The 17,331-nt window shown below is 46.9% G+C and carries 12 protein-coding genes; 2 read left to right on the forward strand and 10 right to left on the reverse strand.

All coding sequences use genetic code 11. The annotated features are described in order from the left end of the window. Window positions 1–32: 32 nt before the first annotated feature. From MKY44_RS18635 to MKY44_RS18660, 6 genes are all read right to left on the reverse strand, one after another. A complete protein-coding gene (locus MKY44_RS18635) occupies window positions 33–827 on the reverse strand; it encodes a LytR/AlgR family response regulator transcription factor (RefSeq protein ID WP_341008124.1) in 795 nt (264 codons plus the stop codon). 10 nt (window positions 828–837) lie between these two features. Further along, a complete protein-coding gene (locus MKY44_RS18640; RefSeq protein WP_445670693.1) occupies window positions 838–2,490 on the reverse strand; it encodes a LytS/YhcK type 5TM receptor domain-containing protein in 1,653 nt (550 codons plus the stop codon). Between the two features lie 784 nt (window positions 2,491–3,274). Beyond that, window positions 3,275–4,828, reverse strand: coding sequence for an alpha-L-rhamnosidase-related protein (locus MKY44_RS18645; RefSeq protein ID WP_341008125.1), 1,554 nt, complete (start codon window positions 4,826–4,828; stop codon window positions 3,275–3,277). A gap of 13 nt (window positions 4,829–4,841) precedes the next feature. Next, the gene (locus tag MKY44_RS18650) at window positions 4,842–5,678 is read right to left on the reverse strand and encodes a carbohydrate ABC transporter permease (RefSeq protein ID WP_017687468.1); all 837 of its coding nucleotides are present in this window, start codon (window positions 5,676–5,678) and stop codon (window positions 4,842–4,844) included. After that, window positions 5,675–6,553, reverse strand: coding sequence for a carbohydrate ABC transporter permease (locus tag MKY44_RS18655; protein WP_036614579.1), 879 nt, complete (start codon window positions 6,551–6,553; stop codon window positions 5,675–5,677). Before MKY44_RS18655 ends, MKY44_RS18650 begins: the two co-directional genes overlap by 4 nt. A gap of 84 nt (window positions 6,554–6,637) precedes the next feature. Next, window positions 6,638–7,969 (reverse strand): ABC transporter substrate-binding protein, encoded by a 1,332-nt coding sequence (locus tag MKY44_RS18660; RefSeq protein ID WP_341008126.1) that lies wholly within the window; start codon window positions 7,967–7,969, stop codon window positions 6,638–6,640. Between the two features lie 131 nt (window positions 7,970–8,100). Here MKY44_RS18660 and MKY44_RS18665 point away from each other — a divergent pair, with 131 nt between their 5' ends. Both MKY44_RS18665 and MKY44_RS18670 read left to right on the forward strand, forming a co-directional pair. Continuing rightward, window positions 8,101–9,909: a sensor histidine kinase gene (locus MKY44_RS18665; protein ID WP_341008127.1), complete on the forward strand. Its 1,809-nt coding sequence runs from the start codon at window positions 8,101–8,103 to the stop codon at window positions 9,907–9,909. Window positions 9,910–9,916: 7 nt separating this feature from the next. Beyond that, a complete protein-coding gene (locus tag MKY44_RS18670) occupies window positions 9,917–11,497 on the forward strand; it encodes a response regulator transcription factor (protein ID WP_341008128.1) in 1,581 nt (526 codons plus the stop codon). 353 nt (window positions 11,498–11,850) lie between these two features. On the opposite strand, the gene MKY44_RS18675 is transcribed toward MKY44_RS18670, so the two are convergent. The 4 genes from MKY44_RS18675 to MKY44_RS18690 form a co-directional block, all read right to left on the reverse strand. After that, on the reverse strand, window positions 11,851–12,138 hold the full coding sequence (locus MKY44_RS18675) for a stage VI sporulation protein F (protein WP_036614589.1): 288 nt from the start codon (window positions 12,136–12,138) through the stop codon (window positions 11,851–11,853). A 115-nt stretch (window positions 12,139–12,253) separates the two neighbouring features. Further along, a complete protein-coding gene (gene recG, locus MKY44_RS18680) occupies window positions 12,254–14,299 on the reverse strand; it encodes an ATP-dependent DNA helicase RecG (RefSeq protein WP_341008129.1) in 2,046 nt (681 codons plus the stop codon). A gap of 10 nt (window positions 14,300–14,309) precedes the next feature. After that, window positions 14,310–15,173: a DegV family protein gene (locus MKY44_RS18685; protein ID WP_341008130.1), complete on the reverse strand. Its 864-nt coding sequence runs from the start codon at window positions 15,171–15,173 to the stop codon at window positions 14,310–14,312. Between the two features lie 28 nt (window positions 15,174–15,201). Next, window positions 15,202–17,013, reverse strand: a complete 1,812-nt coding sequence (locus MKY44_RS18690; RefSeq protein WP_341008131.1) for a DAK2 domain-containing protein — start codon at window positions 17,011–17,013, stop codon at window positions 15,202–15,204. Between the last annotated feature and the right edge of the window lie 318 nt (window positions 17,014–17,331).

Here is a 17,331-nt window from a genome sequence, read left to right on the forward strand (position 1 = left end):
ATGAGTTGCATCAGATGCGGAATGAAATGCTTCTAGATGCGCATGAGTTGCCTGAATTCTTTGACCTTCCCACGACTCACAGGTACTTCAGCTTCCAAATCGCGCAGACGGAGCAGATACGTATTGTTGAACCAAGGTACAATTTCACGGATTTGAGACAGATTTACGACGTAGGAACGGTGGCAGCGAAAGAACGTGTCCTGAGGCAGACGGCTGTGAAAATCCGTAATGCTCACTGGCATGGTGAACTCCCCATTTTTGGTATATACCTTCGTCACTTTCTCTTGCGCTTCCGCATAGTAGATATCTGCCGTATCCGTAACAATAATATTGTCATTCCGCAGCAAATTAATTCTTCTGTCCGTATGGGAATTCGTATCTCGTGACAGTTCCCCCTGCGCAGTAGATCCGTCCGCCAGAGAGGCTAGTCCATCATCACCACGTTGCTCCACTGGCGCATGATCGCGCTTGAATGCCAACTCCAGCTTATGGAGCATCGTAGCAATTCGTTTCTCGTCGTAAGGCTTCAGAATATAATCAAATGCCTCCAATTCAAAGGCTTCTGCTGCATGTTCCTTGTACGCCGTAGTAAAAACAATATAGGGTTTCGTTGCAAACTTGCCGATATGATGGGCCAGCATCATACCGTCCAGCGAGGGAATATTGATATCGAGAAAAATCACATCAACTTCTTGTTCCTGCAAAAATTTCAGCACATCCAGCCCGTCTTCAAGGCGATCCACCACCTCAATCTGACTATGTTCCTGGATTAAGTAATTCAATTCCTCGCTTGCCAGAATCTCGTCTTCCACAATAAGAGCTCTCATTGATCCATCATCACCTTGTTACGACATCTCCTTTGGGCACATCAAATAAAATATCGGTTCCTTGTTCCAGTCTTGTAATGGTTACACCTTGTCCGTAGATAAGCTTGACCCGGCGATGCACGTTGTATAGCCCAATCTGGTTACCAGGCATACGGTCATGGTAGACGCGCTCAATAATATCTGCACTGATGCCTGCCCCTGTATCACTCACGCTGATTCGCACAAACTCCGGATAATCCTGTACCCGAATTCGAACAGTACCGGGTCCTTTGACCTTGAGAATGCCATGAATAATGGCATTTTCAACGAGCGGCTGGATGACAAGACTCGGAATATGCACGGCGACCTCATCAATCTCATAGATCACATTAAGTCGGCTGCCGAAGCGGGCTTTTTCAATCTCTACATAATTGCGGACCTGCTCCAGCTCCTTATGAATATCGATCAACTCATCCGACAGCTCCAGATTGTAGCGCATGTACCCGGATAGGTTCACAATCAGTTCCCGTGCACGATCCGGTTTGGTTCGGATGGACGAAGCAATCGCATTCAGCGCATTAAACAGAAAATGAGGATGGATGGTTGTCTGTAATGCACGCAGTTCTGCTTTGTTGGCAGCAACCTTGATCTCTTCTACCCGCGATACTTCCATCTGAGTTGAGATGATCTGCGACAGACCTACAGCCATCGTTTGTAATGGATACGTAATTTTGTACGCTTTGCGATAATAGATTTTGAGCGCGCCTGTAATGTCTCCTCGTTCTTTGAGCGGAATGATTAAAAGCGAGTGGATATCGGGTGTTTTTTCATCAATGACATCATTACTGATCGTAATCTCCCCACTGGATATCGTCTTCTTGGTCATCTCACTTATAATTTCATTACCGATATGATATCGTTCCTCACCAAATCCTACATAAGCCAGTACATTCCGGGTATCCGTAATTGCAACCGCATCGGCCTGAATATCCTCCTGAATAATCCGGCAAATTTTGCGCAGAGAATCCTCATCAATCGAACGGAAATACGGCAAGGTTTTGTTTGCAATCTCCAGTGCCAGCTTCGCCTGACGAGCCGCAATCATTTCCTTTTCCCCTTCAACACTCTGCACCAAGAGCACAATTAGCCCAATGTTGACTTCACCCAGAATCATAGGTAGCGCAATCTTCGAAACAATGTCGGCACCCAGTGGATCGGGATAGGAAAATAGCAGGATTAATAACATCGTGAGCGCTTCACAGATCATTCCAGCACCAATACCGATGATCCAGCGCTTAGGCTTGGGCGTGTACTTATGTATATATCCAGAGACCAGACCTGCCAAGATACTCGTAATTAGACACGGTATAGCTGTGACTCCATCCATATCAATCAAATACCGATGCACCCCGGAGACAATACCCGTAATAATACCCACAGGCGCTCCGAACAAAATACCACCCGATAACACAGCGATGATCCGAACGTTCACCAGTGAACCTTCAACATTAATGCCCGTATATGTCCCGAAGATGGCAAAAGCACAGAATAACAAGGTCACCGCAATAGACTCCTGCCACCTTAATTTCCCCTTTTGCAAAATCTGCCTAAATCTCGGCACCCTCGACAGAAAGAATAAAAATATAATCAACAGCGCCGCCCGTTCAAATAAACCCAGCAGCATCGTAAACATTTCCAATCGTACTTCCTCCACATCTGTCTGAAAATAAAATGCATACCAACACAGCCACGCCTTTTTGACGTAAAATCCATGACATTGATCGCTGCTGCTCGTATGCTCGTATGCTCGTATGCTCGTATGCTCGTATGCTCGTATGCTCGTATGCTCGTATGCTCGTATGCTCGTATGCTCGTATGCTCGTATGCTCGTATGCTCGTATGCTCGTATGCTCGTATGCAACAGTTTACCGCTCCCCCCGGAGGAAAGCAAAGTCCATCCTGTGAAAATACACCAACTATATTACACCATTCACACCATAGTTCATCCCTTAACTTCTATGAAAATGTCCGACTCCAAAAAAACCTATGTTATAATTAGTTGTCATGTTATTCCAATTGTTGAGTGAAATTAATTATAGAAAGGTGTTCATGCATGCTTGCCATTCTACTCTTAGGTTTGCTTCTGCTTTTTAGTTTTCTATGGTACACCCTATCCTTTATCTCGAAACGAAGCCAACATCCTGATCGCTCATCGGCGATTGTCCTGCGAATAATCTTAAGCATCTCAACTCTGGCACTCATCGTTCAAGTCTACAACCTTAAAGGAAACTCATATAACTTTATTTTAATATTCGTATTTATCGCTTCATTAATAGCCACTCGTTCTTTTAACGTTACGAACAAAAACAGTTAAAAATAAAAACAATAGGCCATGGCAGGCTCTATACTATCTGAAACTAATCCAAAAAGGCCAACCAGACGTACCTGGTTGACCTCAAGTCCAAAATTCATGAAAAATTTCGCCTGATAAAATAACTTGGTGTGCAGCTCCAAGCATGGCAATAACTGTTGACCAAATTGCTGCCATAAGGAGAATACGTTTTGTCTTCCGGGTCGTAGAGCTCCCAGAAAGTGTCCGCTCCATCCTTCAGCATACCGCCCCAATACCTTCGGATCTGCTCCAGTGCCTTCTCCTCTTCCCCGCACATAAGCAATGCATCAACATAATGATGAACCATGTACGGCGTGGTCATGCCAATAGCTTCTCCGTTACTTGTTAATCGATCAAGTAATTGCCGAGCCGCCGGAGCATCCATGATCTCAGCCAGAACCATCCATATTTGCGATGCCCAGGATACCTGTCTTTTATCACCACTGACGAAAAAGCCCTGATCACCATCCCACAGATGTGTGATGGCTGCTTGCTCAGCGTCTTTGATGTGTGCGTTAATCCATTCCTCATACTCCGGCAGCCCTAGTTCTTTGGCAATCGACCTTCCCCTTTTCATACTATAGATGAGAACTGCCTGAGCACCGGCCTGTTTATTTAATTCTTCATGCCAGTCCAGAAAACAATACCATGTATCGTCATCCCTTACGATGCCCCGCTCATCAAGTCGTTTAAGCCCAATCTCAATCTGTTCTCTAGCCACCGGCCAAAGTTCTTCCAACGTTTCCCTGTCCTTGGTAGCTTCAAAATAGTCCCATAATGTCGCAATAAAGAACAACGCATAGTCATATAGGTAAATGTCGTCCACGTACGGTTCCGGTTGTTCGTACAAACAGGCTCCTACCTGGCCTCCCTCTAATCTCGTTCCGGCAAAAAGATAGAGACAGCGCTTGACGAGATCATTACAGTCGAATGTTTCATAATTGACGAGGGCCTGAAGGCGAAGATCTCCGATCCATAAACGTCGATCGCGCTTTGGTCCATCTTCGAATACCGTCTGCATGCAATCCCGGAGTGTCTTCACGGACACGCGATCTATTTCCAGCAGCTCCGTGTCGATACCTTCAGGCAATTGAGGTACTGCCCCTATGTCTGCTGAGGTCACCGTCATGCAATATACATCGTTAATTCGAATATCGTAACGAATCGACGTTTCTACGACCTCGATTTTCAGATACCGAAAGGCATACCGACGGTTAAGTGTTAGCGTACCGGGTAACACGTCCACATTCACAATCTCATCCTGAAGCCACGAACGGCTAAGCCAACCCGAATATGCTGCAAAATCCTCACCGACCTCACAGGGCATTTCTCCGAAAGTGAGCTTCAATCTGAGAGGTGCATCTGCATTACTGCGCTCGTTAAGAAGCGACAAGGTCAGAAAACCGACGAGATGCTTCCCGAAATCCAACGTAACACTGTCTCCCTTACACAACACTTGATCAGATAGTTGTTCTGCTAAGCCGAGTGGTTCGATACGCCATCCCTGAAAAGCCGACGCATCCGGAACTGCGCTCACAATATGTTCCGGATAGACCTTTTGCTGGTGAAGCTCCGGCATTAGACGCTGTGCTTTTTCCAGCCAGGCGTTGTTTATCACTTTTTCATTCATTGCAGTGCCCTCCTTAACCTTTGACCGCCCCAACGGTCATACCACCGATAAAATATTTTTGCAGGAACAAGAACGCCAGCAGCAACGGGAGCGCGCACAGAAAGCACGCTGCAAACAGGACGTTCCACTGCGTGGGATTTTGCTGATCGCCCAAAAATCCGAGCATGGCCAGTGGTAACGGTGAATCTCCTGCGCTGGAAATAAAGATCATATTGAAGAAATAATCGTTCCAGATCCAGACACCTTGTGTAATAATGACCGAAACCGTTACCGGAATGAGTAAGGGGAACACGACGGTCCAGAACCGTTGGAATAATCCCGCCCCGTCGATGTGCGCCGCTTCTTCTACCTCCTCAGGCACACCGCTTCGAATGAAACCCGTGTACAGGAAAGTTGAAAACGGCAGACTGCACGTAATGAACATGAAAATAGGCGTATATTGATTCGTTGGGATATGCAGCGCATTGATCATTTGCACGATCGGTATCAATACCATTTGCGCAGGTACCACGAGTCCGGACAAAAAAAACAAATACATGAACTTACTTAGCTTTGTCTTCAAACGGGCCATCGGGTAGGACGCCATCGCCGCAAACAGGACAACGAACACGACCGATACACCGGTTAACACCACGCTGTTCCATAGCGCTTCCGGAAAGTGCATGCGGTCGAAGGCAGCCTTGTAACTTGCAAAGGACATCTCCCGGAACAGGACCAGCGGATTTGTGTTGTTGCTTGGATCTCGGAGTGATGTCGAAAAGGCAATAATTAACGGAATCAGGTTTAACGCCATCACCAACAGCACGACAACCTGAACGGACCCTTTCCCCAAAACTTTACGAAGCGTCATGCCGACACCTCCCGTTTGTTCATTTTCAGGACAAAAACAGCGGTAATGACGATAATCACGGCAAAGGAAATAACGCCAAGAGCCGAAGCTTTACCAAAGAGCTGTTCGGTAAATGCCATCTTGTAGATGGTATAAATCAGCGTGTTGGTAGCCGTGCCCGGACCGCCATTCGTCATGATAAACGGGAAGTCAAACGCTTTGAGTCCATTGATCAAACTTAACGTCACGTTGATTGTAATCGCTGTTGCCAGTAATGGAATCTTCACATGTCGCAGCAATCTCCATGAGCCGCAGCCATCAATCCGTCCGGCTTCCAAAAGGTCACTCGGAACAGTCTGTAGTCCTGCAAGGAAGATAATCATTGTCGTTCCGATCGTCTTCCAGATTTCCACGAAGATAATAGAATACAGTGCGGTCGAGTAATCACCCAGGAAATTCAGTTCATTTGCGATACCCAGTTTATCGAGAAATGAAGAAATCAGCCCGTAATCCGGCATATAGACGTAGCTCCACAAAAAGCCGACGACAATCGCACTGAACAAAGTGGGAATATACGCCAGGGAACGGTAAATCCCGGTTCCTCTTATTTTCATGTTTAACAGCAAAGCCATTGCTAAACCGATGATATTGCCAGCTATGACGGTGACAAACGTATAGATCAGTGTATTTTTTAAAGAAATGCCTAGGATGTCGCTCCGGAACAATTCCTTATAGTTGTCGAAACCGATATAGTTATAGGCTTGGGCGTACCCGTTATAGTCCGTTATACTGTACTGGAACAACCGCAGGATCGGGAATATCCAGAAGGTCAGGTAGAAGATCAATGCCGGCAAAGCAAACCAGTACATGGACTTTTTCATTACAGTAGAGCTCATCCTGCTCCATCCTTTCCAAGGGGCCTGCGGCAAGGGAAGAAGGACAATCATTCTCCCCTTTACAGCAGACAGCATCGTTTTGTTCTAGTTTTTCCACAGCTCTCTGAACTTGGTTTCCATGGCGTTTGCCACATCTTCTGGTGTTGTTTTCTGTCCAGCAATAATCTCAGCAAACTTTGCCTGCATGACGTCCGATACTCCGGCTGGCCACATCTGGTTGCTGAAGTAGACTGAATTTCCAGTTTGTTGATAGTTGTCATTCACTTCCTTGAACAATTCATTTTCAAGTTCTACGTCCTTATAGACGTTGATAGAACTGTTGGCTTCCACAAATGCTTTGAACAGATCGGATTCACCATCAAACAGGTAGTTCAGTACTTCCTTGGCTGCATCCAAGTTTGCCGATTTGGCGTTCAAAGCGTATCCGGCAGATGTTGCAGCAGACACAAACACTGGCTGTTCCGGCTCGTTACCTGGCAATGAGGCGAATCCGCGAGTAAATTCGGCAGCGCCTTTGGACGTCATGGAGGCATAGTCCCATGTTCCAGTAAAGGTCATGGCTGCTTGCCCATCGATGAACAACTGCGCAGATTGGGCACTTCCAATGCCAAGGGAGTTTTTCACCACATAGTTCTTGTCATAGAGCTCTTTGTACTTGGAGATCGTTTGAACCCACTTGGGATCAGTCAACGATTTTTCGCCTTTCTGGAGTTTTACATCAAAATCCATCTCATTTGGATAGACAACATTGGCCGCAATCGGGTACATACCGAATTGGATCATCCAAGGGTCCTTATCCCCCATCGCAATTGGAGTTACGCCCGTAGCCTGCAACTTTTGGCACAACTCCAGGAACGAAGGCCAATCCTTCGGAAACTCGGAATATCCGGCCTGCTGTAACAACTCCTTGTTGTAATAAACGCCGAGGAAGTCTAGTCCTTTGGCCACTCCATAAGGTTTTCCCTCATAGGACATATCTGCCTTCGCACCTTGGCTGATGTTGTCCCAGAACTTCAGATCGGATAGATCAGCAGCAAATCCTGCCTTTGCGAAATCATTGACGCCGCCAGCTGCATTCTTTGGAAAAATCAAGAACATATCCGGCCCCTGTCCAGCCGCAAGCTTGGTACGTACGGATGTATTGTACTGATCATCAGGCAATTTCTGCACTTCAAGGGTAATGTTCGGAAACTTCTCTTTTACCAGACGCGGCAAGATTTCCAACTCGAAATCCTCTCCATCAGACGCCTTGTTTCCCGATAGCATCATCGTCAACGTAATCGGCTTTCCTGATTCATCTGAACTCCCGTTGCTATTATCCGTACCGCTCCCCTCCTGACTACTGGAGCTACATGCGCTCAGAAACATCATGAGGAGTACCAAAGTTAGGGACCACAGTCGTTTTCTTTTTTTCATCTTGTCATTCCCCCGATTCATGTTTATTCTTGCTTTGTGCACATTCTCATCATACGGTGGGCAAAAGTGCATTTGCTTTGGCTCGTATGGTGCACTATTTTTAGAATTGACAAATGGCGGGAGGAGCACGTATGATTCTGTTCAACATCAAAACTAAACTTTTTCTGGTCCTCGTCCTCGTATCGATCGTGCCAATTATCGTTGTTTCTGTCAGTTCCTATCGCAGTTACACGAAGCTGGTGAATGAGCAGACCACTCTCGTGACGTCGACAACTATAGGCAATTCGGTCAAGAGCATGGAGGAAATTTTGCAGAACATCGACCGGATCTCCGTCACACTCCTTCAGCAGTCTTCCAATGCAACCGCTTACAGCACTGTGAGTGATGAACTAATCAAGTTGAACGGTACCAACGATCAATATGAAATCTTCATGATCCGCAGCAAATTGAAATTGATCTTTGAAAACATTCTGCTTGGTTACAATTACATCAATGGTTTGTACCTTTTCACACCAGATGGCAAATGGATAAGTTATGGCAGTAGCGGCACAGACCTACGCCTCGATTATGTCGCAATTCGCGATGAGTGGTATCTGGATACGATCCAACGTAAAGGCGATTTGTATATTGGTGAAGTTGGCGTCAAACCTTACATCATTAACGCCAAGGAATCCATTGGCTTCTCTAGAGCTCTCTACGATCCCAACAACAACGAGTTCCTAGGCGTGTTTATGCTGGATTGCAGTATGAACATTTTTGACGGTCTAAAACGTAATCCGGCACCAAGCTTGTCCAATCTATATCTGGCGAACGACGCTGGCGAGATCTTGTACTCCAGCGACGGAAGTAGAGTTAGCACTCCTCTCTCCGATACGCTGGCTGCGGCAACGCATCAAGTCGGCAGCAATTCACAGTACAAATCCATCCAAGATAACATGATGACGGTAATCCAGAAAGTTCCCGGCCGCAATTGGAACGTGATTGCCAACATCTCTATGGATCGGTTGTATGAGGAGTACAACATCTCGCAAAAGTTGCTGTTATACGTGGCCATAAGCTGTGCCGTCATTTTCCTTCTGCTTTCCTTTTTCTTATCCAACCTGATCACCAAACCCATCATTGAATTGACCAAACTGATGCGCAAAACCAAATCTCATCGTTTTGTGACCATCAAGCCTCAAGTAACGAGGCAAGTCGACGAGATTGGAATCCTTTACCATGAGTTCAACAAAATGATGAAAGACATCGATACGCATATCCGAGAAAGTTACCAGAATAAAATCCTCATGCTGGACTCCCAGATGAAGGCATTGGAAGCACAGATCAACTCCCATTTCCTCTACAATACGCTGGAGTCGATTAATAGCATTGCCGAGATCGAAGAAGTTGAGAGTATTGTGGTGATGACCAAGTCACTCGGGGACATGTTCCGCTACAGCATCAAAACGGACAGCGAGCTGGTCGCGGTCAGCGAAGAACTTCAGCATGTAGAAAACTACATGGCCATCCAGCAGATTCGGTATGGTGACAAGTTCGCGTTCAAACTCAATGTGGACCCGGAACTTCGGAGTCGTCGCATGCTGAAACTTCTGTTGCAACCACTCGTGGAAAATGCCATCTATCACGGGTTGGAGAACAAACGTGGGAAGGGGTCCGTTACCATTACCGGTTTGTTTCAGGGGGACAGCATCGTGTTCGAGATCTGGGACGATGGCGTGGGCATGTCCTCAACACAAGCGGAGGAACTTCGACAATTGCTCCAGCAGCCACCTGAATTCGTCGCCGTTGGTCAAAGGCATAAACAAAGCATCGGCATCAAAAACGTGCATTCACGAATTGCTTTGTATTACGGAGAGGGTTACGGCCTTTCGTTTCATACCGATTTGAATACAGGAACTCGAATTACACTCGAAATTCCGGCCAATTGGGAAAAGAGGTGACCAAGAGATGTACACGTATATCGTTGTGGACGATGAACCCTTGATCCGCAAAGGTTTGTTGAAAAAAATCGGGACTTTTGAGCACTCGCTTGAACTCTTAGGCGAAGCAGATAACGGCGCAGACGCCTTGGCTTTGATTGAATCGTTCAAGCCGGACATTATCTTTACGGACATGCGTATGCCTGAGGTCGATGGCAAGCTGTTGATCAGGACAGTATGCCAGCAATATCCGCGCATCAAGTTAATTGTCATTAGCGGACATACCGATTTTGATTATATGCAGGAGGCAATCTCTGCGAAAGTTGTAAATTACCTGCTGAAGCCTTTTAGCCGGGATGAAATCCACGGTACGCTTCACCAAGCCATCCAAGCCATCGAACAGGAGCGCTCTCTTCAGCGGGAAGTCGTTCTAAGAGAAGTAGAAACGGAACAGATGAAAAGGGATGCAGACATGCAAGCCTTCCTGAATTATGTGCTGGCTCCCCATTCATCCATCAAAACACCTGTGTTCCGCTCTGCGGAATTTGCCGCCATCATGGCATCTGACCAATTCATTTTATTGACGATTTATGGTCCTCAACCGCTTGCAGCACAGCAACTGCCTACCTTTTCGAATGGCCTGTACATTCCTCACCCACAAACGGATCAGCTACTGTTTTTCCTGATGCATGATCTGGGTTGCTCAGGCCAGCTTGATCTGCAGAAAATGGCAGAACAAACAGCGAGTATAATTTTGACCAAATCCGAAACTACGGATTGTTGTGTGGGAATCAGCTTGCCTCATACAGGCATTGGTGGGGTCCGAGAAGCTCATCATCAAACGATCCTTGCGTTGGACGAACGAGCCATTACCGATTTTGGCAAATGTTACGTATTCTCACGGGAGCAAATTCCTTTACATCAACTGAAGTGGGCTCGAACGTATGAACTGTTATTTTTTATAGAGAGCGGGAATGTGCCGAAGGTGGAAGAGCTCATCACCGATTTCTTTGCTTTCTACATACGGCAGCCTGATGCCTTGCTTGCCCACCTGAAAGAGCAGTGCAGAGACATTATTACGGAAACCAAACGGCTACTGAGTAACTATATCCAGAACGGAGGTAACAGTAGCGCCTCTTCCAGCTTGGAGGCCGTCCTGAACGTCTCATTCGATATGGAGTGTATTAGGCATTACATGGTAAAGGTGCTGACGGGAACAGCTCTTCTGCTTAAGGAAGACAATCCCTACGCATCAGATCAAGTGATCGACAACGTCAGGACATATATCGATAATCACTATACCAAGGATTTAACGCTGGAATGGGTATCGTCCCTGTTCTACCTGAACCCGAGTTACCTCAGTCACTTATTTAAAGAAAAGACATCCGAGAACTTCACTGATTACGTAAACCGACTACGGATCAGGCAAGCCAAGCAGCTCTTAACGAGCACAGACGATAAAATCTACCGGGTTGCCAAACAGCTGGGTTACGACAATCCAAAATATTTTTTTCGGGTGTTTAAAAAATTGACCGGTTGGACCCCAGAGGAATACCGAAAGCAACACAAATCCTTCACCGCAAAAAACAAGGAACTAGGCCATGTATGATGGCCCAGTTCCTTGTTTTCGTGTGGTGCTTAGCTGCCAATCTTCTCCCTGGCACCATACCGTTCAAAAAGGGGTGTTCCATTACGTCATCTGCATGACTAATGAAACACCCCTTCCTAAATTACCACACAACTTGAATGTAATTTGGGTTTTGTAAAATATATCAATTTACACAACAACGGAGAGGACAGAAATAACCTAAAGAAGCGAAGCGTGCGCCTTTATCACCGGATTTTACCCATGGAAAGGGTCAATCAAAAAATCCGGGGATAACAGCGCTCGGAAGGTTATTCTGTCATCGTAGTGCCCTCGTGTAAACGAATGTTTCACTCCACCAACATTACATCGAATCCCTATCTAAACATCCCCCACAGCTTAATCAAATGAAACGTATTGTTCGGATCAATCTTCTGCGCGAGCACAAAAGCAACAAACTGCTCCTCCTGCGCCGGAGAGAAATTCTCATTCATAATGACAGCTGAAGACTTGACCAACCTTCTGACCTTGGCCTTATCTTGCAGATCAGACTTGGTCACGCCATCAATCAACTTTTTGATACGCTCTTTGACAGCGGGATTTTTCATCTTTAATTTGATCCGCTCCACCAGCTGCGGACTAATTCCATATTGTTGATAACCCAAAACGTATAGCACCTCCCAAAAGAATGAACTCACTTCTTATTCATATGTCGGGAGGGCTTGTACACTTGTCTTTTTTTACAAAGGTAATACGAAAAACCCACTATTATGGCAAGCTTTAGTCAATCAGATCACCCTTGAATACTTGCTGTTGCTGTAGGAAATCACGCAGAGGTGCATAGTCCATAGAGGTCCAGAAGGTCGCATCCTCAATTAAGTGGGTCACGTCATCTCTGGCTTGTTCGAGCACAGCAAAATCGGCAACCATATCGGCAAGACGGAACTCGGGCAATCCGCTCTGTTTGGTACCAAAGAAATCACCCGGACCCCGGAGATCCAGATCACGCCTGGATACCTCGAATCCATCCTCCGTTTCCGTCATGACCTTCATACGTTCTTGTCCAACCTCCGTCTTGGGATCAGCAATGAGTACACAATAGGAAGCATGCGCACCACGCCCGACCCGACCACGAAGCTGATGCAGCTGGGAAAGACCGAAGCGGTCCGCGTCCATAATGACCATCAACGTGGCATTTGGCACATCGACCCCAACCTCCACAACGGTGGTGGAGACGAGCAACTGAATATCATTGCTGTAGAAGTCGCGCATCATCTCTTCTTTCTCCGCAGCCGTCATCCGGCCATGCAGCAGACCTACACGATATTTCGGAAAGTTCTGCTGCATCTGCACATGCAGATCAATGGCATTCTGCACATCCAGTTTCTCCGACTCTTCAATGAGCGGACAGATCAGATAAGCCTGACGCCCCTGATCCACTTCTCTGGAGATAAACCCGAGCACCCGCTCCATCATATCGTGCTTAACCCAATACGTAGAGATGGGAATCCGTCCCTTCGGACGTTCTGAGATCGTGGATACTTCAATATCCCCAAAAGCCGTAATCGCCAGTGTCCGTGGAATTGGCGTTGCCGTCATCGTTAACACATCCGGATTATATCCTTTGCGTCGTAAAACGCTGCGCTGATTCACACCGAAGCGATGCTGCTCGTCCGTCACCACAAGACCCAGATCACGGAAGAAAACATCTTCCTGAATCAGGGCGTGTGTACCCACCACGATATCAATCATGCCCATTTTCAACGAGGCAATCAGATCTTTACGTTTGCGTCCATTTACACTGCCCGTTAACAGCCCTACAGTTACCCCAAACGGTTCAAACAGCTTTTGCAGTGAACGCATATGCTGTTCCGCCAGAATCTCCGTAGGCACCATCAGAGCCCCTTGGAACCCAGATCGAACAGTCGTGTATAGCGCAATTGCCGCAATAACCGTTTTACCCGATCCGACATCACCCTGCAATAACCGATTCATTGCATAGGGCGAACGCATATCATGCAGAATTTCAAGCTCCACCTTTTTCTGAGCATCTGTCAGTTCAAAAGGTAAACTGCGTACAAACTCACGAATCGTCGTATTGTCCGTGGTATGTACCACACCATCCATGCGATTCCGGTTGAGCGCGCGATACGCCTGCATTTTTAACTGGAACAGAAACAGCTCTTCATACACCATCCGCTGTCTGGCCTGCTGACCTTCCCGGTTGTCCTGTGGACGATGAATTCCAGCAATCGCTTGTTTACGAGGCATCAAGCTGTATTTCTTCATCAAGGACTGAGGCAGAATCTCAGGAATCATATCTCCGAATTGAATTAACCCTTGATTGATCGTTTTTCGCATCCATTGTTGCGTCAGTTTGCCGGTTACCGAATATACAGGTTGCAATGTACCTGAACGCCCATCGCCTTTATCAGGGAACTCCGAGTCAGTTACTGTCATCTGCATGCGTTTTTGTTCCCATTTTCCCGTAATCACAATCTCCCGATTGGGGGTAAGTTGTTCTTTGAGGAAATGGCGATTGAACCAGGTGGCTGTAATCATCCACTCTTCCGTCATGATCTTACAGGTAAGACGGGACTTTTTACCGTATCGTTGTAATACAGGAATACCCATCACCTGTCCCTGGACCGTAATCTTGTCCCCATCCTTCACTTCACTAAGTGAACGCAGACGATAATCCTCGTAACGGAACGGATAATATTCAAGCAGGTCTTTAACAGTAGAGATGCCAAAGGCGTGAAGCTCTCCCTCTTTGAGAGCACTCACGCCGTTAATTTGCTTAACTGATATTTCTTCCAATTTCATGTCTAATCCCTCATTCCGGAACAGGCCACATAAAGATCGCAATGACACCAGGTCCAACATGACTGCCTATTACGGCTCCAATATTGGTATAGATCACTTCATTCAGTGTAAAATGACCCCGCAGCTGCTCTGCACAAGCGATCGCTGATCCCGGGTCAGCGGTATGACCTACCGCCAGGTTCACCCGTTTGCCTGCAAGATCCTTCTGGAACAGCTCAATAATGCGTGCCATTGCTTTTTTATGACCTCTGACTTTCTCAACTGCGTAGATAACGCCCTCTTCATCAATAGACAGGATCGGCTTAATGTTAAGCAACGTTCCCAAGATGGCTGAAGCTTTGCCAATCCGACCGCCCTTTTGCAGATACTCCAAAGTATCTACAAGAAAGAACAACTTGCGAGATTGTTGCATCCCTTCAATAGCAGCAGCGATATCGACTGCTGACTTGCCCTGTTCGGCAAGTTCAGCAGCCTGTACCACCATTAGACCGTATCCATACGAAGCTGACTTCGAATCCAGCACGGTGATGTCACCCTCACGCTCCAGCAAAGACTTGCCAAGCATGGCCGATTGATAGGTACCACTCATGCCGGATGACAGGTGGATCGATACAATCGGACGTTCCGGGTTCTCATCAAGCAGTGCCTGATATACATTCATGAAATCGGTTGGAGATGGCTGTGAAGTTGTAGGCAACACAGAACTCTTCTTCAATTTTTCATAGAACTGTTCCGAAGTCAGATCAACGCCATCTGCATAGGTCTCTTCACCGAACAGAAGGCGCAGCGGAACAATGTGAATCCCGTATTTGCGAATGAGTTCTTCGGGAATATCCGCCGTACTGTCTGTTACAATCGCAACTTTGTGGCTCATGACTCTCCTCCTCTTCGCTAGAGTGCTATTAGGACTCTACGGAGAACAAATAATAATACACAGGCTGTCCTCCACGATGTACCTCTACCTCAGCATCAGGATACTGTACTTCAAGCCATGCAGCGAGGGCAGCAGTAACCTCAGGGTCAGCTTCGTCCCCTTCAAGGATCGTCACCACTTCATCTCCACTCTCCATCATCTGTTTGAGCAGACCTTCACATGCTTGAAGCATGGCTTCATCCGTCGCTACAATTTTGGAGTTATGAATACCGATATAGTGCCCCGCCTTGATATCCAATTCATCATATTGCGTATCACGAACCGCATGAGTCACTTGACCGGACTGTACCCGGCTAATGGCTTCCAACATTTGGTCACGGTTTGTTTCCGCAGACTCATCTTCCTGGAAAGCAAAGGCAGCAGCCATTCCCTGTGGAATGGTCTTGCTTGGAATAACCGTAATCCGGCGCTCATCTTCAAGCAATTCACGAGCCTGCTCCGCAGCCAGTACAATATTCGAGTTATTCGGGAGTATAAATACCTGCTCCGCAGCAATGGAACGAACGGCTTTTACAAAATCCTCAGTACTCGGATTCATCGTCTGTCCACCGGACAGAACAACATCAACGCCAAGACTTTGGAAAATCTCTGCAATACCGTCACCGGAGGATACCGCAATAAAACCATACGGTGCCATCTCATCTGCAGGAAGCACAGCCTCTTCCATACTGCGCGCTGCCTCAGGTGGAATCTCTGCAAACAATTCAGGTGATGGAGCAATGTCCATGCCTGCTGTCAGGAGATCCCGATGCTGTTCACGCATATTAAGAATATGAATCTGTGTAATCTCACCATAATGAAGCGCCAGGTTTAATACATCACCTGGGGTCTTGGAATGGACATGAACTTTGATGACTTCATCATCGGCAATGATAATGATCGAATCCCCATTAACTGACAACGCTTTCCGGAATGCTTCGTCATCAAATGCCACTCCTGCGTTCTCTCCAAGCTCACGATTAATGAAGAATTCCATATCATACAGGAATTCAATATCTTCCGTTTCCAGTCTCGCCTGAGCAGACAATGGCATCTCCGGCGCAATCACCTGCTGCTGTGCAGGCTTCTTGATATCCACTTCTGTCGGTGCAGCCGGTTTCAAAGCAGATGCTGCCACGGATGGGGTTACTTCTTTGTTCAGCGAAGTACGACTCCCTCCGTCACTTTGCAGCAATACTTCCATAAAGCCCTCGTAGATATATACAAGCCCCTGACCACCTGAGTCCACAACACCGACCTGTTTCAGTACAGGCAGTAATTCTGGAGTCATTGCCAGTGCTTCTTTTGCTTTTAACAAAACTTCATTCATTAATTCAGTAATATCATTCGTCCGTCTTGCGTAGTAGTTGGCATGTTTCGCCGCTTCCTTGGCTACGGTAAGAATGGTCCCTTCAACGGGCTTTACGACTGCTTTGTAAGCTGCGTCAACACCGTTCTGCAGGGCTGCTGCAAATTGGAGCGTATTCAGTTCCTCATAGGGAGCAGCTGAACGACTAAAACCACGGAACAATTGCGACAGAATAACTCCTGAATTCCCCCGTGCGCCCATAAGCAGGCCTTTCGATAGAATACCGGCAGCTTCGCCGATGGAGGCAGAACTTTTTCTTTTAATCTCTGCGACTCCTGCACTCATTGTCAAATTCATGTTCGTTCCCGTGTCACCATCCGGCACAGGGAAAACATTCAGGGAATTGACGTGCTCTGCATGCTGTCCAAGTTGTTCCGCTCCGGCAAGTACCATTGCGGTGAAATCTGTTCCATTTAAAGAACGTATACTCAAGTGAGAATTCCCCTTCCTAGCTTGATACACGAACACCTTGCACCAAGATGTGTCTGGTCTGTTCATGCGCTAACGCGGACTGCGTTATTCTTCGTCCATACCTTGTCCGGCACAGGCATACAATACAACATGTCAGCCGGATTAACGGTCTGGGCGGCCGGGCTACCAATATCCTGCACTCTCTGCACCCCTAACTTCGGGGCATACGGATATGCACCGGTATCAAGAGCCGGCATGAATGCCGCATGGAGACTGGTGCCAATGATGGAATGCCGCAGCTCACAGCGTTGCCAAAAAGCAGACCACCGACCTCTAAGT

It is taken from the genome of Paenibacillus sp. FSL R7-0026, from assembly GCF_038004485.1.
Lineage (GTDB): Bacteria > Bacillota > Bacilli > Paenibacillales > Paenibacillaceae > Paenibacillus > Paenibacillus xylanexedens_A.